This window comes from Microvirga pakistanensis (genome assembly GCF_004458765.1).
In the GTDB taxonomy this organism is placed as follows: domain Bacteria; phylum Pseudomonadota; class Alphaproteobacteria; order Rhizobiales; family Beijerinckiaceae; genus Microvirga; species Microvirga pakistanensis.
On sequence record NZ_SPJX01000469.1, the window covers coordinates 98,053 to 122,367 of the forward strand.

The following is a 24,315-nucleotide window of genomic DNA, read 5'->3' on the forward strand; positions in this document are numbered from 1 at the left end:
GGCGGAGCGATTCTGGAAAACAAAGCAGGAACAGGTTAGCTGTTCCCGCTGTGTTCTGCAAGTCCATGCTCAAGGTCACTGGTTCACGGCAGGGTATGATCGATTTGTCTTGCCGGAGGCAGGCGCGGCCGCCGTTCTGTGCGACCGAGCGTAGGCGGGATTGTGGCAGCTGTGCGAGCGCTCACCCGCATCTCTCCTTGTGGTTGATCCTGGGCTCCGGTGCGGATCCTGCGCGTGGGCTGGAACTACGCTGTAGGGCTTCTTTCTTATGCCGCCAGCATCCCCTGAGTGCACAGGATCAGCCTTCATTGCACTCATGCAAAGATATCTTGCATATTTGTTTACTCACGTAGGGAGGAGCAGGGGCGTTGGCTCGAACTTGGCCGTACCCATGGCCCCAGGATGAGGCTGGAGGCCAAGCGACACAAGGATTTTTCGCCTAAGGACTGCGCCTGACACAGCCCATTGGACGAATGCGCGGCTTTGAAGGAAGACACAACGGGAGCGTGAGTCTCGCCCCGTTTCTGTATCTATATACAACCGAAGGTAGATTATCCCGGCACTTTACTGGCCAGGATACTGTCTCCGATTTACCGTATGGTTGATACATCGTTGCGGAACCCAAGCCAGCGTCCTATGATACGTTATGATCTTACAGTGGCGCGTATAAGGGGAAAGCCATGACGAAGCCGATTGCTGCGAACGACCTCAAGCCTCTCCTCCAGGTGGCATCCGGTTCAGAACTGCTGCCTTTGGGCGACGGTTCGTTCCTCGCGGTCCTGAAGCACGCTCGCAAGAGCGAGTCCGGGAGGACCGTCCATCAGTTCGTCGGGCAGATCACCGGTGCTGACGGCATCGCCAAGCCGGGGCACGCGCCTTTCCTCATCGCGGAGGAAAAAGGCCGTTTCGTTGCCTATTCCGGCGCAGCCCAGTCGGACGACGGCCGCATCGTGGTCGCCTGGACCTCGGACGCCAAGAAAGGCGCGCCGATCCTGAAGGCGCGGGCGCTGGATATTCACAGCAAGGCCGTGACGCCGGCCGTCACGGTTGAGAAGGCGGATCCTTCCAGGTCCGCGCTCGAACTTGCGGCAGATGCGCTCGCGCGCATTGCCCTTACCGGAACCTTCAAAGCCGTTTCCTTCGATGTCTCGGATGCGAGTTCTTCCCTGCCTAGGGCCGATGCAGGAAGCTCCGATCCCGTCGCCGCGAACAACTTTGCCGCGTCTTCGGAGCCTGCGGCTTTGGACACGAGTTCCGCCGGAACGTTCACTGAGGGTGGTGAAATTCAGGCAAATGCTCTGCCTGTTATCATAAACGGTGATGGCTCCAGTGAAACAATCGATATGTGGTCGAATGGCAACAACAGCATTTATGTCATCAATGGTAACGGCGGCGATGATTTTATCCGGGGCGGGAACAATTCAATCGGCGACACGATCGACGGCGGAGCAGGCAATGATACGATTTTTGGCGGGAACGGGCCCGATCGTCTAATCGGCGGGAGCGAATTCGATACGCTTGATTATGACTTCGCGTCTGTCGGAAGTATTTTGGTTAATTTCTCCGATATGTCGCGCCTATTCAGGACTGATGGCGGCACCACCGTGCAAGTGGCCGCGTGGCATATACGGGATAGCACCCCCACCGGCAATCAGGATGATGTAGACGCTGCCACATTCGAGAAGATCATCGGAACGAAATCCAACGATCAATTCTACGCGGACGAGTCGGCGCACACCCCAACAAACTGGACTTGGCTGGGAGGAAGAGGCAACGACATCATGCAGGCGGCTGCCGGCCACGATACGCTCGAGGGCGGAGAGGGGAACGATACTCTCATCGGCGGGCGCGGCAACGACTCTCTCACGGGCGGACCCTTCAATGAAGGAACAGATATCCTTTACGGAGGCGACGGAAACGATACCCTGATCGGTGGTTATGGGGACACCCTGATCGGAGGAGACGGCAATAATTATTTCAACGCCATCGGTTCGGTCCTCTATTACAGGGACATCGATGTCGGGGGCGTTCCCTATATCGATCCAGGCTACGCCCGCACGGTCGATTTGAGAATTGGCCAGATCAGGAATGGTCAGTATACGGATACCATCAACGGTACTGCTGCTGTTTATACAGGCAACGGCAACGACACCCTCTACGGCTCCGCCTTTATCGGAGCCTATTTCGATGCCGGCGGCGGTAACGATGAACTCCACGGCAGCGAGGTGAACGATACCCTCTATGGAGGCGCGGGTTACGACGTCTTCTTCGGCTCCAGCGGCAACGATTCCATCTATGGCGGTGCCGATGCCAATGTTGTCGACTACCAGCGCCTGTCCGGACCCATCAGTCTAAATCTGGGCACAAGCTGGGTTGAAAAATACATCAACAACGGTCGTTCTCTCGATCAGCTCTTCGAAATTCGTGATGCTGCGGGGACCGGCCATAACGATACCCTCGTCGGCAGCACGGACAACAACGTCCTGGTCGGCTACGACGGCAACGATCGGCTCGAGGGGCTGGATGGAAACGACACTCTCATAGGCAGCTATGGCGACGATACGGTGGACGGCGGCACCGGCGCCGACCTCATGAGGGAAAATCGCGGCAACGACCATTACTGGGTCGACAATGTCGGTGACCGCATTGTCGCCGATGAAGACGAGGGGGTGGACACGGTCCATATCTGGGGCAACGACATTAAGTCCCATGTGCTGGATGTCTTTATTGAGCACGGCACGATCGAGACCACGAACGGAATCGCGCTGACCGGCAACACTCAACTTGCCAACTATCTGACCGGTCACAGAGGAAATGACACGCTCAAAGGCTCGGTTGGCGTTGATGGCCGGGGCGATACCATGGAAGGCGGAGATGGCGACGACACCTATTATGTCTATGACATCACGGATGACACCAGAGAGTTCAATGGGACAGCGGGCGGCATTGATACAGCCTATATTAACGTCAACTATTACGATGCCCGTAAGCTGGCCAACATAGAAAACTACAAACTCGCCGACGGCTTCGTCCTCAACCATGCACCGGGAACGGTAACGGTGCAGCCAGGTTCGCCGCTCCAGAGCGATGAGAACATGGTCAACGTGGTCGCCACCCTGCACTCGGAGAACCCCGAAGGAGGACCGGGGCCTTTAGTCTACGACGTTCTGACCCATGCCGATAAATTTGCGGTCGTTAACGGCAACCAGCTCAGGTTACTTAATCCAGTGGACTTCGAGACCGACCCCGGGCTGTTGCTTGACGGAAACAGAAAATACTTCTCCGTCCAGGTTCGCGCCAGGGAAAATGGTCAAGGCGGCCTCGAGTCGGGTGTCACCACGCTCAAGGTCTACATCAACGACATCAACGAAGCGCCGAGGGACCTTGCACTGTCGAACAGCAAGATCGACGAGAACAGCGTACAGGGAACGCTGATCGGCACGGTAAGCGCCACCGACCAAGATGCCGGCAGTACTCTCAAGTATTCGATAGTGAACGATCCGGACAGCAAGTTCGTGATCAACGAGAACACGGGCGAACTGCGGCTGCGCCAGGGCGCGACCTTGGACTATGAGACCAAGCGGTTCCACGAGGTCAAGGTCAAGGTGACGGATAACCTGGGAGCAAGCACCGAGAGGCAATTCACGATCAACGTGAACGACCTGAATCCCGAACCCAACCATGCTCCGTCGAGCCTTGCCCTGTCGAACAACAGGATCGGCGAACATAAGATTGCGGGAGACCTGGTCGGAACATTGAGCGCCTACGACCAGGACGGCAGCGACAGGCTGGCCTATACGATCGTGAACGATCCGGACAGCAAGTTCGTGATCGTCAACGGCAACGAGCTGCGGCTGCGCGCGGGCCTGGACTACGAAACCAAGCAGTCGCACCAGGTCACGGTCAAGGTGACGGACAGTGCGGGCGGCACCTACGAGCAAGTGTTCACGGTCAACGTGGACAATGCCAACGATGCGCCGAACGCGCCCACGTGGAGCAATGACTCGAAGAGCCTGCCGGCGGTTAAGGAAAATACGGCTTTCTCCGCTCAGCTGAAGGCCATTGATCCTGATGGAACGACCTCTTTTACTTGGGAGTTCGATCCTGCTCGAGGCGGCGCTACGGGCGCCGCCAGTGCGAACGGTCTTTTCGTCATCAACCCGAACACGGGCCTTGTTACTCTCGCGTCGGGCAAGCCTCTCGATTACGAGAACTCCGTGAACGGACAATACAAGATCTACGTTCGCGTCAAGGACTCCGAGTTTTATAGCGCCGTTCAGGAGCTGACCATCAACGTCACCAACGCCAACGATGCTCCGACCGACATCATGTTGTCGAAAAGCTCGGTCGCCGAGGACAAGCCGGGAGGCTGGGTGATCGGCACGCTGAAGGCTACCGATCAGGATGCCGTCGATACCTTCACCTACAAGATCACGGAGGATCTGGACAGCAAGTTCGAGATAGCCAACGGTAATGAACTACGGCTGCGCGCAGGCCTGGATTACGAAACCAAGCAGTCGCACCAGGTCAAGGTTTTGGTGACGGATGGAGCGGGCGCCACCTTCGAGCGGATGCTCACGGTCAATGTGGACAACGTGAACGAGGCGCCCAACGCGCCGAGTTGGGAGATCGGTGGCCCGGTCGAGGAGAACACGAACGGACAGACCATTGCCGTGTTCTCCGACTCCTACGATCCGGAGGGGCATGAAATTGCCTACGCGTTCCACGACAGCGTCCCCCAGGCATTGCGTGACAAGTTCACCCTGTCCACCAATCCGGATGGTTCGGGCGCGCTCGTGCTGACCAATCTGAACGGCCTCGACTACGAGAGCGCAACCGACGACGGGAACGGCAACAGGTACTATCTTCTCAAGATCGTCTCGAGGGACATCGAAGGGGCGGCTTCGCAGCCTGTAGACATCAAGGTCTACATCAACGACGTGAACGAGGCTCCGGTCCTGTCGACGGACAACGCCACGGTGTCAATCGGGGAACTCGCCAACAACGGCGCCGTGCTCGCGACCTTCGCGGTGGCGGATCAGGATGCGAACGAGCAGTTCGTGTACACGCTCACGGGTTATCCGCCGGGCATGGAAGGCGCTTTCCGTGTGGATGCGACCGACCCGTCGAACCTGAAGATCGTGGTGGCCGACTCGACCAAGCTGGGAGTCGTGAATAACCGGACCTTCGCGCTCACCCTGACGGTGAAGGACAAGAACGGTGCCCAAGGCGTCCATCTGACCGACACCCTCGACTTCACCGTCACCATCAACAACGAAGCCGATCGGGCTCCAGGCAACATTCGGCTCCACGGCGATCCGGTCCCCGAGAATACCGAGGCCGGCTGGGAGATTGCCAATCTGGACGCCATCGATCCTGATGGCGAACCGATCACCCGCTTCGACCTCGTCGATACGAACGTTCCGTTCCGGATCGGGCAAGTTAATGGCCTTTGGTACGTCATAACCGACGGTCCGCTGGACTACGAGAACGCCCCGGGTTCCGATGGCATTGAAGGCGGCCAGCGTTGGTACGATCTCCGGGTCACTGCGACCGCAGGCGGCCTCACGTCTGAGCCGCAGACCGTCAGGATCTACATCACAAACGAGGATGATGCTCCGGTCATCAACATCGACGCGGGCGGACGGACCGTGTGGGATGTCCTGGACACGGATCTCCCTTCGCCGTTCCAGCATCTCTCCGTCTTCGACGAGGATACCGATCCTGCGACCGGCACGGTCACGGTGAGGATCACTCTCGACGATCCCAGCAGCGGCGAGCTGCTCAACTTCATCCCTTGGGTCGACTACACCTACAATCCGCAGCATGGCATCTATACCGTCACAGGCACCATGCAGCAGGTGAACGATGCCATCCGGGCGCTGCAGTTCAATCCGGCGGATCAGATGGAAGGTGCGCCTCCTCGCAGCACGGGCTTCACCATCCGGGTCACCGATGATGACGGATTGTCCTCCAATCCGCTCGTGGTGACGGTCAATGCCACACCTGGAAACCAGGCTCCGACCTTGACGGTCCTGGACGGCCAGTCGTCGTTCAACGCGTTTGACAACGGTCCTGCGGTGAATCCTTTCGTGGGCCTGGATCTCGGCGACGCCGAGGGGAACCAGATCACACTGGTGATCTCCTTCAGGGACGACGATGGCACCTTGGGCCTTCCGAGCGGCGGCAACGTCATCGTGACCGACAATGGGACGGACAATGGCCTCCGGTCGTTCCAGTTCACTGGTTCCGCGGCGAACTTGGAAGATTTCCTGGACCATGTGACCTTCGATCCGAGAAACGACTCGGCCAGTCAAGGGTCCGTGACGACGCAGTTCAACGTCATGCTGTGGGACGACTACCACAGCGGCACCATCTATCGAAATGCCGTCCGCGTGGTGACGAGTCATGGCAATGGGAACCGCGCCCCGAGGATCACGGACGTGTCGGCGGTGGGCTTGGGCAGGGAAGAGGGGGGCCTGATCGTGGTCGACGAGAATGTCGGCATTGCTACGATCTTCGATGTCGACGCGGAGGATGGCGACGGCGATCCAATCGAATATGCGCTGGCGAATACCTACAACGGCGCGTTCTCGATTGATGCGGAGGGCACGGTCAGCGTCAACACGGCGTTGCTGGGACGGATCTTGCAAACCAGAGATTTTCCGATCGAGGTTCGGGTATCGGACAACAATGGCGGTATGACCGTGCATCAACTCGTCGTGCGTGTCAGAGACCTGCCGAACGAGGCGCCGGTGATCACGAACGTGTCGGCGGAAGGCTCCGGCACGATGGGCACTGAAGGAAACGAGGCCGGCAAGATCCTGGTGAACGAGAACGCTGGTTCCGTACTGATCGGCGACGTCGATGCCATGGATCCGAACGACGACCCGATCTCTTATGCGCTGCTCACCACCCATAACGGCGCGTTCTCGATGGACCAGACCACTGGTGAGCTGCGGATCAATACGGATCGCCTGCCGCCAATCGCCTATGACAGAGATTTCGAGTTGACGTTCCAGGTGGCAGATGACATGGGCGGCGTGAGGCGTGATACCATCACGGTGCGGGTCAAGAACAACGTGAACGAGGCGCCGAGGGACATCACCCTGTCGAACAACACGATTATGGAGAACAGCCTTGGCGGCACCGTGATCGGGGTTCTCGGCGCGGTGGACGATGGCCCTGCGGGCGAACTCACCTTCGAATTGCAGGACCCCAGCGGCAAGTTCGAAATCGTTCCGTCCGGGACGCAGTGGGTGCTGCGCCTGAAGGAGAATGCCTACGTCGATTACGAGGACGATGCGGGCAACGTCTTCAACGTCGTGGTGACGGTCCGGGACCGGAACGGCGGCCCTGGTTCGCAGTCCCGCACGGAGACCTTCACCATCGAGGTCCAGAACCAGGACCCGGAGGTTAACGATCCCCCGCAGAACCTGCGTCTCGAGAATGCCACGCAGGTGGTCATTGACGAGAACACGAGCTTCTCGGGCACCTTGACCGCTTATGACCGCAATGGCGACGATCTGACCTTTAGGTTCGCTGCGAATGGCGGCACGACTGATCCAAGAGGCCTGTTCAAGATCGTGGACAACCAGCTCCAGATCGTCTCGCCGTCCGGCCTCGATTACGAGACCGCGGATGACCTCGGCAACGGAATCAGGGGCTACCGGGTCGAGGTGGAGGTCTCCGATGGCCGCGACGGCACCACCCGGGAGATCTTCACCATCGTGGTCGAGGATGACGAAGAAGAGGGTAACCTTCCACCAACGGATCTCACGATCTCCAACAATTGGGTTCGCGAGTGGGCATTCAACGGGGCAACTATCGGCTCGCTTGCTCCAGTGGATCCAGATGGCTCGTCAGGACCGTACTCGTTCAAGTTCGTGCTGGGCACGGATGGCGCAGGCAATCCCATCCTGTCGGATCAGGATGCTGACGGCCGGTTCATCATCGTGGGCAACGAGTTGAAGGTACTTGATGGTACCAAGATCGATTTCGAGGCGGCTCGCTCGCACCAGTTTGTGATCCAAGTGTCGGACGCTTCCGGAGCTTTCCAGAAGGAAATGAGTATCGTGGTGCGAGACTGGCTGAACGAGAATGGCTCGGGCAGACCGGTGGGGGAAACCCTCAAGGGAGGTGCAGGAGACGACATATTCGATGCCGGAAACGGCAACGATGTCATATACGGCGGCTACGGCTTCGACGATCTGACGGGCGGAGAAGGCCAGGATGCCTTCGTGTTCAACACGGACCCGATCAACGGCGAGTTCGACATGATCCAGGATTTCGCTGCTGGGGAGGACAAGACTCATCTTGGTGCCGATAACTTCCAGCTGTGGGGCCTTGAGGGCGGCGAGCTGACGGATGAGGTGTTTGTGGTCGGATCCGCGGCGACCTTGGACTCCCATCGGATCATCTACGACGCCGAAACGGGGACCCTTTACTATGATGAGGATGGTTCAGGAGCGGCAGAAGCAGCGATGATCGCAATCTTCGCCAATCAAGTCAGTCTGAACAAATCGGATTTCCTCGTAATCTAACACCACAAGGGCCGGGACATGAAATATCCTGGCCTATTTTGCCGACTGGACAAGATCCAATCCTCTCTATAACGTTACAACGACGCAAGAGATCAAAGCCTTAGGCTCATCCTGCTTGCGATAGCCTAGCCTGATCATCGCGCAATGGAGTGTTCCTATGCCGTTATTCTATAATCTTACAATCGACCCGATCCCGGGAGTATCGACCCGGCCAGGGGCAGATGATGCCGCACTGAACTTCGATGAAAATCCCACGGCAGGCCTTGTGATTGGCAAGATTAGCGGCTTCCAGCCCGGGGAAGATGCTACCAAAGCAATATTCATGCCGAATACCGAGCCGGGATCCCCCGGCAACGATTCTGGACGTTACGCCATCAGGTGGGATGCAGGCCACAATGGTTGGGTCCTCTATCTGGTGCAGCCGGACCCTCAGGTTCCTATGTCCACGTATTTCAATGCCGAAGATAGGAATGGCCCACAGAATCTCTGGAGGAATCTCGTTAACTTCAATGTCTCGTTTGAGCCCGGCTACACGCCTCTTGCGGAATATGCTGCAAGCTATGCGCTTAACATCGTAAACGTGAACGAAGCGGTGAGAGCGATTAATTTCACTAATGCGCAGACGATCACGGCAGGGTCGACAGGCGCCGGTGCAAACGTCGTCAAATCGACCTGGGATGACCCCGATCTTCTGACAACCTTTAAAAACAACAAATATGCATTCTTGGTTAATGGCCAACTGGTTCTCCAAGATGGGAAGTTCTCCATCCATGACACCACCGGCCAAGTGACCACGAATGACTCGATCACGGCGGCGGATGGAGCATTCAAGGACTTGACGATTGTCGCATATGATGTCGGCAACAATACATTGCAGTTCCAGCGGGCCTATCGTGTCGATATCGTGCAGCAGACCCAAACCCCGGTGGTGCAGTTCTCGACGGCGAACCCGAGCGTGACCCTGGCCGAGGGCAGCGGGACCGGGTTCACGGACTTCACCTACACGCTGACGCGCGACACCACCAACGGCCCCTCGACGGTGACCTGGACGGTGGCGGGCACGGGCACCAACCCGGCGAACGCGGCGGATTTCGAGGTGCTGACGGGCACGGCGGTGTTTGCGGACGGGGCGGCGACGACTACGATCACGGTGCGGGTGCGCCATGATGCGAACTTCGAGCCGACCGAGAACTTCTCGGTGACGCTGAGCCCGGCGACGGGCGGCAACGCCACGATCGGCACCAACAACACGGCCACCGGCACGATCACCAACGACGACCCGGCACCGGTTCCGGTGGTGCAGTTCTCGACGGCGAACCCGAGCGTGACGCATGACGAAGGCGGCACGGGCACGACGGTGACGTATACCTATACGCTGACGCGCACCGGCGACCTGTCGCAGTCTTCGATCGTGGCGTGGTCGGTGGCGGGCGCGGGCACCAACCCGGCGAACGCGGCGGACTTCGGCGGCACCTTCCCGAGCGGAACGGTTCAATTCCCGGCCGGGGAAGACGAGGTTCAGATCGTGGTGACGGTGCACGGCGACGGCACGGTCGAGCCGACCGAGAACTTCACGGTGACGCTGAACCAGACCGGCAGCACCAACGCGACGGTCGGCACCAACAACACGGCCACCGGCGTGATCACCAACGACGATCAGCCGCCCTCCGGCCAGACCCTCGGTCTCACGGTGGAGGGGGCTACGACCTTCGATGCCACGGATTCAGGTCCGAGTGTCCCGGCCTTCGATGGTATTGTGATTACCGGAAATGGTACGCTCACTCTTACCATCGCTTTCAATGACTTGCATGGTGTGCTTGAGAATTATGGGAGCGCCGTCATCACTCGCGGTGGCGGGCAGATCAAATACACCTTCACGGGAAACAAGGAGAGCCTGGAGCTTCAGCTCAGCAACCTGAAGTTCAACCCCTTCAACCGAGCCATGGCGTCCGATACGCCGGTGACGACGAATTTCGAGATCACCTTGGATGATGGTGATCCCGGGACCAACAATGCGGTCACAAACGAAGCGATCGATGTCGTCACCGAGATCCTCGGCAACCATGCGCCGGTCGTGACGATCCCGAACGGCGACGACGTGACCAAGATCGTCGATACGGGGCCTGATGTCCGTCCGCTACAGGGGCTCAACCTCTTCGATGATGAGCATGACACCCTGACTCTGAAGGTAAAGTTCCTGAAGAGCCATGGCGATTTGATCCTGCCTCCGGGCCTCGACAACGTGACTAAAACCTTAGTAGCGGAGAACGGCCAGCCCGAGTATTGGGAATACACCTTCACTGGTCTGGCCCCGGCGCTGGAGGTGATGATGGACGTCATCAAGTTCGACGCATCGCCTGTCGACGGAGGGCCGGGCACCATCCGGGAAACGGACTTCAACATTACCGTCACCGACGGCGCGCTGGGACGTCAGCTTGTGGTCGAGGAGGTTCAGGTGAAGACGCTTGTGGGCAAGGCTGCGCTCACCGCCGCGCCGATCCGGGAGCTCTCGGCAGCCGGCGCCCCGGTCGGCACCCTCACGGCCAAGGATGCAGAAGACAAAGCCTTCTCGTACCAGATCGTGCTGGCGGACGGCAGCGTGGCCAACACCGACGGCCGCTTCAAGATCGGCGCCGACGGCCGCTCCATCGAGGTGGCCGACGGGTTCAAGCTCGACTACGAGCAGGCCCGCAGCCACGGGCTCAGGCTCAAGGTCACGGTCGAGAACGGCGACACCGATCTCTCGTTCCTGCAGGACGTCACGATCCAGGTGTCCGACTGGGCCAGCGAGACCGCCGCCGGCACGGTCGGCCACGACCGGATCCTGGCCAATGCGGGCAACGACCGCCTGAGCGGCGGCGACGGCAACGACACCCTCATGGGCGGGGCCGGCACCGACCGGCTGACGGGCGGCAACCACAACGACTGGCTCTATGGCGGAGCCGGCATCGACACGCTCTACGGCAACCATGGCAAGGACATCTTCGTGTTCAACACAAAGCCGAACAGCCGGAGCAACCGCGACGGGATCAAGGACTTCAAGCCCAAGGACGACAGCATCTACCTGGACAACGCGATCTTCAAGAAGCTGGGCGCGGGCACGGTGACGAAGCCGAAGCAGCTCAGCAGCAAGTTCTTCACCGACAGCGGCAAGGCTGGCGATAAGGACGACTACATCATCTACAACAAGAAGACGGGAGCGCTTTTCTACGATGCCGACGGCAGCGGCCGGGGGGCGGCGGTGCAGTTCGCGACCCTCTCGACGAAGCCCGGGATAACCTACAAGGACTTCTTCGTCATCTAAGTATTTCCAGTGGACCCGGCTCGCCGCTCGAAACGCGGAGAGCCGGACGAGAGCTGTTTCCATGTAAGTGGAAACAGCTCTTAGCGATCACGAAGGATCCTGTCGGCGAGATTACTCCTGTGCGTTGTCAGCCAGGACGGAGATACATGCCGCAGCTGGCCAGCGGGTCGGCCATACTGCTGCCGAGGTTAAAATTCGTAGGGTGCAGACCGCGACCCGCAACAGGAATGCTCATCAGCAACCCCGGGGATGCGGTCAAAACATCTTGAGCAATGGGAGGCATCCTGGTTGTGTGAGGGCAGGGGCAGAAGGACTATGGCTTTCCCTGCTGCCAGGGGAGATCGGCAACGGTCTGAACAGAGCCTCCGGCGGTTCGCGAAACCGCCCACGGATCCCCTCTTGTACGTTTCGAAGCGGAGGTGTTTCTTTGTCGGCTTCGCTCCTCGGCCGACTATAGGTTCATAGATTCAACAGAACCGCTCCAGCCGGATGATCCGGCAGGGCTCGCCGGCCTGAGCCGCGGGCGCGTGCGGTGGCCTGACGAGCAAGGCCTGCGAGCGTTCGAGGATGCTCAGCATGGACGAATCCTGGATCATGTGCGGCATGGCTACCGGCAGCAGCATGCGGCTGACCCCTTGCGAGAGAGCGATCTCGAATTCCTCGCAGGCGAGGGAAGCGCGCATGTAATCCTGCCTCGGGCCGTTGGCGGGCAGGTCCGCGCCGAGAACAGCGTCCTCCGCCGGATCCGCGTCCGGTCGAGCATCTCCGAGCAGGGCGCGAATAGCCGGAACGAGAAAAAGGACGGCGCAGACGAGCGATGAAACCGGATTGCCCGGAAGGCCGAGCAGGAGCATCCCGTCGAGCCGCCCATGCATCAGCGGCTTGCCCGGGCGCAGGGCGACGCGCCAGAAGCCGAGTTCCATCCCCTGACGCCCCAGCGCATTCTGCACAAGGTCGTGCTCGCCCACGGAAGCACCGCCGAGCGTCACGAGAATGTCCGCGTCGGTGTCGCGGGCCGCCTGAATCCGCTCTTCCAGGGATTCGAGCGTATCGCAGGCGATGCCGAGATCGATGGCCTCCGCTCCGGCCTTCTCCACCATGACGATGGTGGCGGGAAGGCTCGATGCGGTGATCTGATCGGGACCGGCGGATTCACCCGCCCGCACCAGCTCGTCGCCTGTGGCCAGAATGGCAACACGGGGCTTGCGGCGTACGGGGAGCGTTCCATGACCCATGGCAGCCGCGAGGGCGATATGGCGGGCATCGAGGCTGAGCCCCGCCTGCAGCAGCACGTCGCCGGCCGCGAAGTCGAGTCCGCTTTGCCGGATGTGCTGGCCGTGGCGCGGACTTTCGTTCACGGTCACCCGGTCGCCGGAAGCATCGGTGTCCTCCTGGATCACGACAGTGTCGGCGCCGTCGGGCAGGGGCGCGCCCGTGAAGATGCGTACGGCCTGTTGGGGCCCCACCGTGCCGGGAAAGCGCTGCCCCGCAGCGCTCGCGCCGATCACCTGGAGCGTCGCGGGGACCTGTGCCGCATCGGCGCTGCGCATGGCATAGCCGTCCATGGCGGAGGCCGGGAAAGGCGGCTGGTCGCGAAGCGCGCTCACGTCGTCGGCCAGCACGCGTCCGGCACAGGCAGACAGGGGCACGTGCTCGGTGGGCACCGGCCGCTCGACACTTGCCAGCACACGGGACAGAGCATCTTCGACCGGGATCAGGCTCATCATGACGCCTCGTATGTTCCTGAGCGTCCTCCGCTTTTCATGCGAAGGCGGATGTTCTCGATCCGCATGCCTTTGTCGGCGGCTTTGACCATGTCGTAGATCGTCAGGCACGCGACCGAGACGGCCGTGAGCGCTTCCATCTCGACCCCGGTCTGACCGGAGACCTTCACCTCCGCGCTCACGCGCACGCCCGGGAGGGCGTCATCCAGGGCGCAATCCACCTTCACCTTGGACAGGAGAAGCGGATGGCAGAGCGGGATGAGCTCATGGGTGCGCTTCGAGGCCATGATGCCTGCGAGCCTGGCGGTCCCGAGCACGTCGCCTTTCTTGGCGTCCCCGTGGCGGATCAGGTCGAGTGTCTCCGGCTGCATGACCACGCATCCCTCGGCGATGGCAGTCCGGCTGGTGATGTCCTTCCCGGAGACATCGACCATGTTGGCCTCGCCGCTCGCGTCGAGATGCGTGAGCTTGGTCATGCCGCCTCGCCGAACAGGAGACGCCGGGTCGCCGCCGCGACATCAGCCTGACGCATCAGGCTCTCGCCGACCAGAAACGTGCGGATGTCGACCTTCTCGAGACGCTCGATGTCCGCGAGCGTGAAGATGCCGCTCTCGCCCACGATGATGCGGTCGGAGGGGATCGACGGAGCAAGCTCCTCGCTCACCGCGAGCGAGACCTCGAAGGTGCGCAGGTTCCGATTGTTGATGCCGATCAGCCTCGTGTCGAGCGGAATGGCGCGCTCCAGCTCCGCGCGGTCATGCACCTCGACCAGCACGTCCATGCCGAGATCGTGCGCGGTGTCGATGAGCGCGCGGGCCTCGTCGTCCGAGACGCTCGCCATGATGACGAGAATGCAATCCGCTCCCCAGGCGCGCGCCTCGTAGACCTGATAGGGCTCGAACAGGAAATCCTTGCGCAACGCAGGCAGGCCTGAGGCCTCTCGGGCCTGGTTCAGGTATTCCGGCCGGCCCTGAAACGAGGGCTCGTCGGTGAGCACGGAGAGGCAGGTCGCGCCGCCCTCCGCATAGGCCCGGGCGAGGCTCGGCGGATCAAAATCGGCGCGGATGAGACCCTTGGACGGGCTCGCCTTCTTGACCTCGGCGATCAGCGCGGGACGATTCTCGGAAAGGTGCAGCTCGATGGCCTTCGCGAATCCGCGCGGAGGAGGGGCTTGCCGCGCAAGACGCTTCATCTCCTCCGGAGGAACGGCCGCTTTCGCAGCCGCGATCTCCTGACGCTTATAGGCTTCGATTCTGCTGAGCACGTCGGTCATCGGTCGGCCTCACGCATTCGAGACTTTGACGAGGCGTTCCAGCGTGCCCTTGGCCGCGCCGCTGTCGAGAGCCTGCGAGGCGCGCTCGACACCGTCGCGCAGGTTGGCGGCCGCGTCGGCGATCACGAGGGCGGCCGCAGCATTGAGCAGGGCCACGTCGCGATAGCCGTTGCGCGCGCCCTCGAGCACGGCCCGGAGGGCACTCGCGTTGTGCGCGGGATCGCCACCCTTGAGGTCTTCCGGTCGCGAGACCGGAAGGCCGACCTCTTCCGGGGTGACCGTGAAGCGGCGCACCGCGCCGTTTTCGAGCGCCGCCACGAAGGTGGGGCCCGTCGTCGTCATCTCGTCGAGACCGTCGGATCCGTGAACCGTCCAGACACGCCGGGAGCCGAGCTCCTTCAGAACATGGGTGAGGGGCTCCAGCCAGACCTCCGAGAACACGCCGAGAAGCTGGTTCCTTGCACCCGCGGGATTGGCGAGGGGCCCGAGAAGATTGAAGATCGTCCGTGTGCCGAGCTCGACACGCACGGGAGCCACATGGCGCATCGCGGCATGATGCGTCTGGGCGAACATGAAGCAGAGTCCTGCTTGTTTCAGGCAGCGCTCCAGCCCGTCCGGATCGAGACCCAGCTTCACCCCGAGCGCGGACAGCACGTCGGCCGTGCCCGATTTCGACGATGCCGCGCGGTTGCCGTGCTTGGCGACCGGCACGCCACAGGATGCGACGATGATCGAGGCGAGCGTCGAGATGTTGTAGCTGCCGGAATGATCACCGCCCGTCCCGACGATATCGATGGCATTCTCGGGAGCCTGCACCGGCAGCATGCGTCCGCGCATCGCCGTGACCGCTCCGACGATCTCGTCGAGGGATTCGCCGCGAACGCGCAACGCCATCAGGAACGCGCCGGCCTGCGCCGGAGTCACCTCGCCGGAGAGGAGATCATCAAACGCCCATCGCGCCTCGTCCCGGGTCAGAACGGCGCCGGTTGCGGCTTTAGCGAGATAGGATTTGAAGGATTCCATAGGGTCAATGCCTTGTTCAGCGGCGGTTTCAGCCGGCACTCGCGCCGTTCGGGCGAGGTCTGGCGTTCCAATCGGCCGCTAGATCGAAGAAGTTGCGCATGATCGTCACCCCATGCTCGGACAGGATGCTCTCGGGGTGGAACTGCACGCCATGGATAGGCAGCGAACGGTGCGACAGACCCATGACGAGGCCGTCGGCCGTCTCGGCCGTGACGGCGAGTTCGTCCGGGCAGGTTTCCCGATCCACGATCAGGGAGTGATAGCGGGTCGCTTTGAAGGGGCCGTTGATGCCTCGAAACACGGCTTCGCCGCGGTGCTCCACCTCGGAGACCTTGCCGTGCATCGGCAGCGGCGCCCGGGAGACCGTTCCTCCGAACACCTGGCCGATGGCCTGAAGGCCGAGGCACACGCCGAAGGTGGGGATCTCAGGCGAGGCGCGCCTCACCAGATCGAGGCAGATGCCCGCCTCGTTGGGGGTGCAGGGCCCGGGCGAAAGCACGATGGCGTCGGGCCGCGAGGCCAGCACTTCGTCCGTGGTCAGGGCGTCGTTGCGCACGACGTCCACGGAGGTCGCGAGGGGGGCGAGCAGATGCACCAGGTTCCAGGTGAAACTGTCGTAGTTGTCGATGACGAGAACACGGGTCATGGCGCACCGACGTTCGCGTATGCGGCGGGTCCGGTCAAGGGAGGCGTTGCCGCTGCGACGGTCATTGGCCGATCCTTGCCTGACTTGCGAATCGCACGGCCTCTTCCGCCGCCCGGAACAAGGCCTTTGCCTTGTTGATGCATTCCTGCTGCTCCGAGGCGGGATCGGAATCGTAGACGATGCCGGCACCCGCCTGAACGGCCATGCGCCCGTCCTTCACCACGGCGGTGCGCAGCACGATGCAGGTATCCATCTCGCCGTTGGCGCCGAAATAGCCGATGCAGCCGGCATAAGGTCCGCGCTTGTCCTTCTCCAGCTCGTCGATGATCTGCATGGCGCGCACTTTCGGCGCACCGGAAACGGTACCCGCGGGAAAACCGGCCACGAGGGCATCGAGGGCGTCGAACGACGGGTCCAGGCGGCCTTCCACGTTCGAGACGATGTGCATCACCTGGCTGTAATATTCGAGGAAGAAGGAATCCGTGACCTGCACGGTGCCCATCTCCGCCACGCGCCCCACATCGTTGCGGCCGAGATCGAGCAGCATGAGGTGCTCGGCGCGCTCCTTCGGATCGGCGAGCAGGCTCTCCGCATGGGCTCGATCCTCGGCCGCCGTCTTGCCGCGCGGGCGGGTGCCGGCGATCGGACGGATCGTGACCTTGCCGTCGCGCGCCCGCACCAGGATCTCCGGTGACGAGCACACGATTTGGAATTCCTCGAAGTCGAGATAGCAGAGGAACGGAGCCGGATTGACCCGCCTCAGCGAGCGGTAGAGCGCGAAGGCGGGGAGGGGGAAAGCGGCCTCGAAGCGCTGCGACAGCACCACCTGGAAGATGTCGCCGGCGCGGATGTATTCCTTCGCCTTGGCAACCATATCCTCGAACTCTTCCGGCGTCGTGTTCGACACCGGTGGATCGAAGTGGATGGTTGTGGGGTCGCTGCGATCATCGATGGGAAGCGGCATATCGAGGGCCTGCGTCACCGCGTCGAGGCGGGACACGGCGGCCTCGTAGGCCGCCCTTGCCGGGACCCCGGATTGCGGGCGCACAGGCGTCACGAGGGAGATCTCATCCTTGACCGCGTCGAACACCACCATCACGGTCGGCCGGATGAGGATGGCGTCCGGAACCGCGAGCACATCCGTATTGGGGTTCGGCAGACGCTCCATCTGGCGCACCATGTCGTAGCCCAGATAGCCGAAGAGGCCTGCCGCCATGGGCGGAAGGTCGTCGGAGAGGGGCAGTGCGCTTTCCTTGATGAGCGCGCGCAGGCTCTCCAGGGGAGGGCGCTCGTCCGTGACGAACTGCCTGTCCCGAGTGAGCGCATGGCGGTCGATGGAGGCCACGCCGTCCCGGCATTGCCATACGAGATCCGGGTCGAGGCCAATCATCGAGAAGCGCCCGCGGGTGGCGCCGCCTTCGACGGATTCCAGCAGGAAGGCAGAGCCTTTCCGATGGTGACGCAGCTTGATGAAGGCTGCGACGGGCGTGAGGAGGTCGCCGACGAGGGTGGCGCGCAGGACACCTGCCTCACCGTCCCCGTAGGCCTCCGCGAAAGTCTCGAAATCGGGCGCGATGCTCATGGGTCAGAAGATGCTCATGGATCAGAGTTCGCCGCTGCCTGTTGCTTGCTGCAGAGCCTGCGCGTTGACCGTAACACCGAGATCCTGGCGGGCCTGGGCGATGTACTGGTTGATCAGGTCGTCGCTGATGCCGTTGCGCAACTGGTTCTCGAGATTCTGCGCTTCCTGGGTCGTCGTGACCATGGGCGGGACGGTGGCTGCCGTAACCTTGTAGACGGCACGGGAACCCGCAGCGTTCGCGGCATTCCCGGCCTTGCCGACCGGGGTTGCGAAGATGCGGTTCACGGCTTCCGCCGAGAGATCGTCCTTGGCCGTGTTGCGGGCGAGGTCGGTGGCGGACTTCACCGGCGCATTCGCCTCCTGCGCCACCGTTTCGATGGCTTCGCCCTTGTCGAGGCGTTCAGTCATCTGGCGGGCTTTCTCGGCGAGACGCTGGGCAACCTGGTCCTCGCGCCATTGCGCCGTCACCTGATCGCGGACCTCGTCGAGGGGCTTCTCGCGCGAGGGTTCGATACCCGTCACGTCGTACCAGACATAGCCGGAACCCGTGCGCAGCGCCTCGTTGTCGACGCCGATATCCGAGGCGAAAGCCGCCTTCGCGACGGCCTCGCGATCGGGCGCGTTCACGGGATTTCCGGCCTTGTCGAGTCCCTGGGCATCCATGGCCGGGACCTGCGCGAGCGCCAGGCCCTTCTCCTTGGCGATGTCCGCGAGGGGCTTGGCGCCTGCGCGCAGATCCTCGATTTCGTCGTGAATCTGCTCGATCTGGCTTTGCGCGCGCTCGCGGGCGAGGGCTTCGCGGATCTCGGCCGCCACCTCCTCGAAGGGGCGCACGGATTCGGGCTGGATCCGGGTGACGCGCAGGAGGACCGGGCCGAAGCGGCCCTGGATCGGATCGCTCACGCCGCCCTCGGGGAGGCCAAACGCCGCGTCGGCGACGGCCGGGTCGAGCATCTCGGACTTCGCGAAGGTGCCGAGTTCGAGGCCCGAGGCGGCGACGCCCCGCTCGGCCGCAACGGCTTCGAAGGCCGTGCCCTCCTTGATCTTGGCGGAGGCGGCCTGTGCGTCATCCATGGACGTGAAGGGAATCTGCTGGATCGTGCGGCGCTCGGGCTGGCCGTAACTCGCCTTCCGCTGCTCGTAGGACTGGCGCGCATCGGCCTCCGATACGTCCCCGGGCTTGGCAATGGCGGCGGCGTCCAGCGCCATCACGTTGACGGCGCGATATTCCGGGGCTCGGAAGCTGCCCTTGCGCTCCTCGTAGAAGCTCTGGAGCTGCTCCGCGGTCGGGGCGGGGATCTCGCCCGCCAGGGCGGCGTCCAGCACCACATAGGACGCTGTGCGGCGCTCGGCGGTGAACCGGTGAAGGGCCTCCCTGGCGGCGGCCGGAACGGTCACCTCGCCGGCCACGGCGTCCGCCAGGTGGGCGCGGGTCATGGAAGCGCGCTGCTCCTGTACGAAGCCGGGCTCGGACAGGCCCGCGTTGCGCAGCGCCTGATCGAACAGGGCGCGGTTGAACTGGCCGTCGGCCCCCTTGAAGGCCGGGTTCTCCACGATGGAGCGAGCCACGAGCTCGTCGGACACGGACAATCCGAGGCGCTTCGCCTCCTCGGCCAGGACGGCCTCGGTGACGAGCGAGTTCAGCACCTGCTGATCGAGGCCGAACAGGCGGGCCTGTTCGGGGGTGATCACCGTGCGGAACTGGCGGCTGAGCTGCTGGAGCTGGTTGGTGTAGGCGTTGCGCACCTGGTTGATGGAGATGGTGGTGTCTCCGACCTCCGCGACCGTCGAGGCAGGGCTTGCGCGGAAGATGTCGCCAATGCCCCAGATGGCGAAGCTGACGATCAGGGCGCCGAAGAAGACGGTGGCGATGATTTTGCCGACCAGGGTCTGCCCAGCCTTGCGCATGTTCCGAAGCATCGTGAACCCGTTCTCAAAAAACTCGTTTAAAAGGCCGATAGCCCATCAAACGTCCGGCGAAAAGGGCAAGTCCGGTTGAAAGAAGCCTAAAGGCTCTGCTACTGCCAAGTTTCCAAGCCTGACAGGAGTCCATGAATGAGCGTCGAATGGCCGCGCCCGCTGGTGGCGGGTAACTGGAAGATGAACGGTCTCAAGTCCTCCCTCGAGGTCCTGAGCGAGATTCAGGTCGGCTATACCCCTGGCCTCAAGGGCAAGGTCGAGCTTCTCGTCTGCCCACCGGCGACCCTTGTGCACAGCTTTGCCGTGGCATGCGTCGGCTCCCGCGTGGGAATCGGCGGCCAGGATTGCCACGCCAAGGAATCGGGCGCCTTTACCGGCGACCTCTCGGCCGAGATGCTCGCCGATGCCGGTGCGGCCTATGTGATCGTGGGCCATTCGGAGCGCCGCCAGTATCACCGCGAGAAGGATGCGGATGTCTGCGCGAAGGCCGTCGCGGCCCATCGGGCAGGGCTGACGGCGATCGTCTGCGTGGGCGAGACCCGGGAGGAGCGGGAGGCGGGCAAGACACTGTCAGTGGTGCGCAGGCAGCTGCGCGGCTCGATTCCGGCCGATTCCAGCAGCGACAATCTCGTGGTCGCCTATGAGCCCGTCTGGGCGATCGGCACGGGCCTCACTCCGACGGCCGCCGACGTGGCCGAGGTGCACGCCGCCATCCGCGAGGAGCTGAAGCGCCTCGTGGGCAAGGCCGACCATACGAGGGTACGCATCCTCTACGGCGGTTCGGTGAAACCCTCGAACGCGGCCGAGCTCATGGCGGTCCAGAACGTCAACGGCGCCCTCGTGGGCGGCGCGAGCCTCGTGGCCGCCGATTTCCTGGCGATTGCAGGCGCTTACCTGGGCTGACACCCTAACAATATGTTCTTCGTCATGTCCGGACCTGTTCCGGCCATCCATATCTTCCACCTCCCTCTTGAGGGAACGCAACGCCGCGAAGACGTGGATCCCCGGGCAGAGCCCAGGGATGACGGAACGGGCCAAGGAGCGTGGGGCACTTCAACAAAAGCAGCCTTGCGGGTCTTTGATCCTGCTCCCACCTGTGCTACAGGCCGCCGCAACGAACGGATTGCGAGCGGCTGACGCATTTCAAGCGCAGCCGCTTGAGGTTTTTGGAACGATGCAAACAGTTCTCATCATTGTCCACCTGATCATCGTGCTCGCCCTGATCGGCGTGGTTCTCCTGCAGCGCTCCGAGGGCGGCGGCATGGGGCTCGGCGGCGGCGGAGGCGGGGTCTCCGGCTTCATGACCGGTCGCGGTCAGGCCAACGCGCTCACGCGCGCCACGGCAATCCTGGCCGGTCTGTTCTTCGTGACGAGCATCGCGCTGACCGTCATGGCCACTTCCGGCCGTGGTCCGCGTTCGATTCTCGACGGCGCGGCTCCGGCGGCCCCCGCAGGTCAGCAGGCCCCCGCGGCGCCGCAGGGCGGCAGCGTGCTCGAGCAGCTGCAACGCCTCCAGGGCGAGCAGCCGGCGAACCCGGCTCCAGCGCCCAACGCGCCGGCGCCCGCAGCGCCTCAGCAGTAAGCCAAGCAGCAGGGCCGGAACTCCGGCCCTCTTCTTTTGTGGATGGTTCCGGAGCGGCAGGATTCGCAGATTGCGAATCGGCGCTCCTTATTGATGGATAGGGGTCCATGACGCGGTACGTATTTATCACCGGCGGCGTGGTGTCTTCGCTCGGCAAGGGACTGGCTTCGGCTGCCCTGGGAGCGCTTCTTCAAGCACGCGGCTACAAGGTCAGGCTTCGCAAGCTCGACCCATATCTCAACGTCGATCCGGGGACGATGAGCCCCTATCAGCACGGCGAGGTCTTCGTGACCGACGACGGCGCCGAGACCGACCTGGATCTGGGCCATTACGAGCGCTTCACCGGCGTTCCGGCCTCCAAGGCCGACAACATCACGACGGGCCGGATCTATCTCGACATCATCACCAAGGAGCGGCGCGGGGATTATCTCGGCGCCACGATCCAGGTGATTCCGCACGTGACGAACGCCATCAAGGACTTCGTGCTCACCGGCAACGAGGGCTTCGATTTCGTGCTCGTGGAGATCGGCGGCACGGTCGGCGACATCGAAGGCCTGCCGTTCTTCGAGGCGATCCGTCAGCTCGGCAACGACTTGGAGCGGGGGCAGGCGATCTACGTCCACCTGACCCTGCTGCCGTTCATCCCCTCGGCGGGCGAGCTGAAGACCAAGCCGACTCAGCACTCCGTCGCGGAGCTGCGCTCCATCGGCATCCAGCCCGACATCCTTCTCTGCCGCACGGACCGGGAGATCCCGAAGGACGAGCGCCGGAAGCTCGCCCTCTTCTGCAACGTGCGCGAGACCGCGGTGATCGAGGCGCGGGACGCCCGCTCGATCTATGACGTGCCGCTCGCCTATCACGATGCCGGCCTCGACAGCGAGGTTCTGGCGGCGTTCGGTCTGGACAGCTCCAAGGCGCCGGATCTGAGCCGGTGGACCGAGATTTCGGAGCGCGTGCACAACCCCGAGGGCGAGGTGAACATCGCCGTGGTCGGCAAGTACACGGGCCTCAAGGACGCTTACAAGTCGCTCATCGAGTCGCTCCACCATGGCGGCATCGCCAACCAGGTGAAGGTGAATCTGCACTGGATCGAAAGCGAGATCTTCGAGAAGGAGGATCCCGCTCCGTTCCTGGAAGGCATTCACGGTATCATGGTGCCAGGCGGCTTCGGCCAGCGCGGCGCGGAAGGCAAGATCCGGGCGGCCCGGTTCGCCCGCGAGCGAAAGGTGCCGTATTTCGGCATCTGCTTCGGCATGCAGATGGCCGTGATCGAGGCGGCCCGTTCCCTGGCCGGCGTCGAGGACGCGAACTCCACCGAGTTCGGCCCCACGCCAGAGCCCGTGGTCGGCATCCTCACCGAATGGCTGCGCGGCAACGAGCTCGAGAAGCGTGTGGCCGGCGGCGATCTCGGCGGCACCATGCGCCTGGGCGCCTACCAGGCGAAGCTCGCTCCCGGCAGCAAGGTGGCCGAGATCTACGGCGGCACGGAGATCTCCGAGCGCCACCGCCACCGCTACGAGGTCAACATGGCCTATCGCGAGCGGCTGGAAGCCAAGGGCCTGCGCTTTTCCGGCGTCTCGCCCGACGGCGTTCTGCCCGAGATCGTGGAATACGAGGACCATCCCTGGTTCATCGGCGTCCAGTATCATCCGGAGCTGAAGTCGCGGCCGTTCGAGCCCCATCCGCTCTTCAGGAGCTTCATCCACGCGGCCGTGGAGCAGAGCCGGCTCGTCTGAGGTTGACATGCGAGAGGCGCCGGCGGGAATTCCCGCCGGCGTTTTCTTTTGCGTTCGCGTCTGCCGCCCTAGGTTCAATGGCTCCACGGATAGGAAAGAGCTTGATGACCCGCCGCATCGATCACCTCGTCATCGCCGTCCGCGACCTCGACAAGGCTGCCGGGCTCTACCGGCGTCTCGGCTTCCAGGTGGGCGCGCGCAACCGACATTCCTGGGGCACGGAGAACCGGCTCGTCCAGTTTCCGGGCGCTTTCCTGGAGCTCATCACGGTCGGCGAGGGGGCTCAGATCCCTCCTCACGAGGAGAGCCGTTTCAGTTTCGGGGCCTTCGTTCGCGATTACCTGAAGGATCGCGAGGGTCTGGCGATGCTGGTGCTCGACAGCCGGGACGCCAAGGCGGATGCCGCGTTCTTCGCCGAGAAAGGGATCGGTGCCTTCGAGCCGTTCCACTTCGAGCGCACGGGCCGGAAGCCCGACGGGAGCGAGACGAAGGTGGCCTTCTCCCTGGCTTTCGCGGCCGACAAGGCGGCCCCCAAAGCGGGCTTCTTCGTCTGCCAGCAGCACAACCCGGAGAATTTCTGGAATCCGGCTTTCCAGGTTCATGAGAACGGGGCCAGTGGGCTGGCGGCGGTGGCCCTCGCGGCTCCGGAGCCTGACCGCTGCAAGTCCTTCCTCAGGGCTTTCACGGGTGTCGTTCCCACGAGCCCGGCCCTGCACGATCTCTCGTTCCGCCTCTCGGACGCCCATCTCGACGTCATGACGCCGGACGACGCCGCCGAAAGCTATGTCTCGGTGGAAGCGGAACTCGACCAGCCGTGTTTCGTGGCCTTCACGGTGAGGGTGGAAGACGTGCTGGCGCTGTCTAAGCACCTGGATGCGGCGGAGGTTCCGTATCAGCACGTGGGCAGCAGGCTTGTCGTTCCCGCCAGCGCTGCCTTCGGGGTCGCCGTCGCGTTCGAAGCAACACAATAAATTAACCATAG

At 62.6% G+C, this 24,315-nt stretch carries 13 protein-coding genes; 6 read left to right on the top strand and 7 right to left on the bottom strand.

Going from position 1 to position 24,315, the window contains the following annotated elements; all coding sequences use genetic code 11:
• Window positions 1-680: 680 nt before the first annotated feature.
• On the top strand, window positions 681-8,543 hold the full coding sequence (locus E4K09_RS20785) for a cadherin domain-containing protein (protein ID WP_134499609.1): 7,863 nt from the start codon (window positions 681-683) through the stop codon (window positions 8,541-8,543).
• An 835-nt stretch (window positions 8,544-9,378) separates the two neighbouring features.
• Window positions 9,379-11,847, top strand: a complete 2,469-nt coding sequence (locus E4K09_RS30755; protein ID WP_166802424.1) for a Calx-beta domain-containing protein — start codon at window positions 9,379-9,381, stop codon at window positions 11,845-11,847.
• A 467-nt stretch (window positions 11,848-12,314) separates the two neighbouring features.
• Here E4K09_RS30755 and E4K09_RS20795 read toward each other — a convergent pair whose 3' ends face one another.
• The 7 genes from E4K09_RS20795 to E4K09_RS20825 form a co-directional block, all read right to left on the bottom strand.
• Window positions 12,315-13,574 carry a molybdopterin molybdotransferase MoeA gene (locus E4K09_RS20795; RefSeq protein WP_134499611.1) on the bottom strand — a complete coding sequence of 420 codons (1,260 nt, stop codon included), beginning with the start codon at window positions 13,572-13,574 and terminating at the stop codon, window positions 12,315-12,317.
• A complete protein-coding gene (gene moaC / locus E4K09_RS20800) occupies window positions 13,571-14,047 on the bottom strand; it encodes a cyclic pyranopterin monophosphate synthase MoaC (protein WP_134499612.1) in 477 nt (158 codons plus the stop codon). Before moaC ends, E4K09_RS20795 begins: the two co-directional genes overlap by 4 nt.
• Window positions 14,044-14,844, bottom strand: coding sequence for an indole-3-glycerol phosphate synthase TrpC (gene trpC / locus E4K09_RS20805; protein WP_134499613.1), 801 nt, complete (start codon window positions 14,842-14,844; stop codon window positions 14,044-14,046). Before trpC ends, moaC begins: the two co-directional genes overlap by 4 nt.
• A gap of 9 nt (window positions 14,845-14,853) precedes the next feature.
• Entirely contained in the window at window positions 14,854-15,867 is a 1,014-nt protein-coding gene (trpD, locus tag E4K09_RS20810) for an anthranilate phosphoribosyltransferase (protein ID WP_134499614.1), read from the bottom strand.
• Between the two features lie 28 nt (window positions 15,868-15,895).
• Complete coding sequence (locus E4K09_RS20815; RefSeq protein WP_134499615.1) at window positions 15,896-16,513, bottom strand: anthranilate synthase component II; 618 nt, start codon at window positions 16,511-16,513, stop codon at window positions 15,896-15,898.
• Between the two features lie 61 nt (window positions 16,514-16,574).
• A complete protein-coding gene (trpE, locus tag E4K09_RS20820; protein ID WP_134499616.1) occupies window positions 16,575-18,095 on the bottom strand; it encodes an anthranilate synthase component I in 1,521 nt (506 codons plus the stop codon).
• A gap of 21 nt (window positions 18,096-18,116) precedes the next feature.
• Complete coding sequence (locus E4K09_RS20825) at window positions 18,117-20,003, bottom strand: SurA N-terminal domain-containing protein (protein WP_244610616.1); 1,887 nt, start codon at window positions 20,001-20,003, stop codon at window positions 18,117-18,119.
• A 147-nt stretch (window positions 20,004-20,150) separates the two neighbouring features.
• Here E4K09_RS20825 and tpiA point away from each other — a divergent pair, with 147 nt between their 5' ends.
• From tpiA to E4K09_RS20845, 4 genes are all read left to right on the top strand, one after another.
• The gene (gene tpiA, locus E4K09_RS20830) at window positions 20,151-20,918 is read left to right on the top strand and encodes a triose-phosphate isomerase (protein ID WP_134499618.1); all 768 of its coding nucleotides are present in this window, start codon (window positions 20,151-20,153) and stop codon (window positions 20,916-20,918) included.
• Window positions 20,919-21,189: 271 nt separating this feature from the next.
• Window positions 21,190-21,597 carry a preprotein translocase subunit SecG gene (gene secG / locus E4K09_RS20835; protein ID WP_134499619.1) on the top strand — a complete coding sequence of 136 codons (408 nt, stop codon included), beginning with the start codon at window positions 21,190-21,192 and terminating at the stop codon, window positions 21,595-21,597.
• Between the two features lie 107 nt (window positions 21,598-21,704).
• The gene (locus E4K09_RS20840) at window positions 21,705-23,333 is read left to right on the top strand and encodes a CTP synthase (RefSeq protein WP_134499620.1); all 1,629 of its coding nucleotides are present in this window, start codon (window positions 21,705-21,707) and stop codon (window positions 23,331-23,333) included.
• A gap of 104 nt (window positions 23,334-23,437) precedes the next feature.
• A complete protein-coding gene (locus tag E4K09_RS20845) occupies window positions 23,438-24,304 on the top strand; it encodes a VOC family protein (RefSeq protein ID WP_134499621.1) in 867 nt (288 codons plus the stop codon).
• Window positions 24,305-24,315 lie beyond the last annotated feature (11 nt).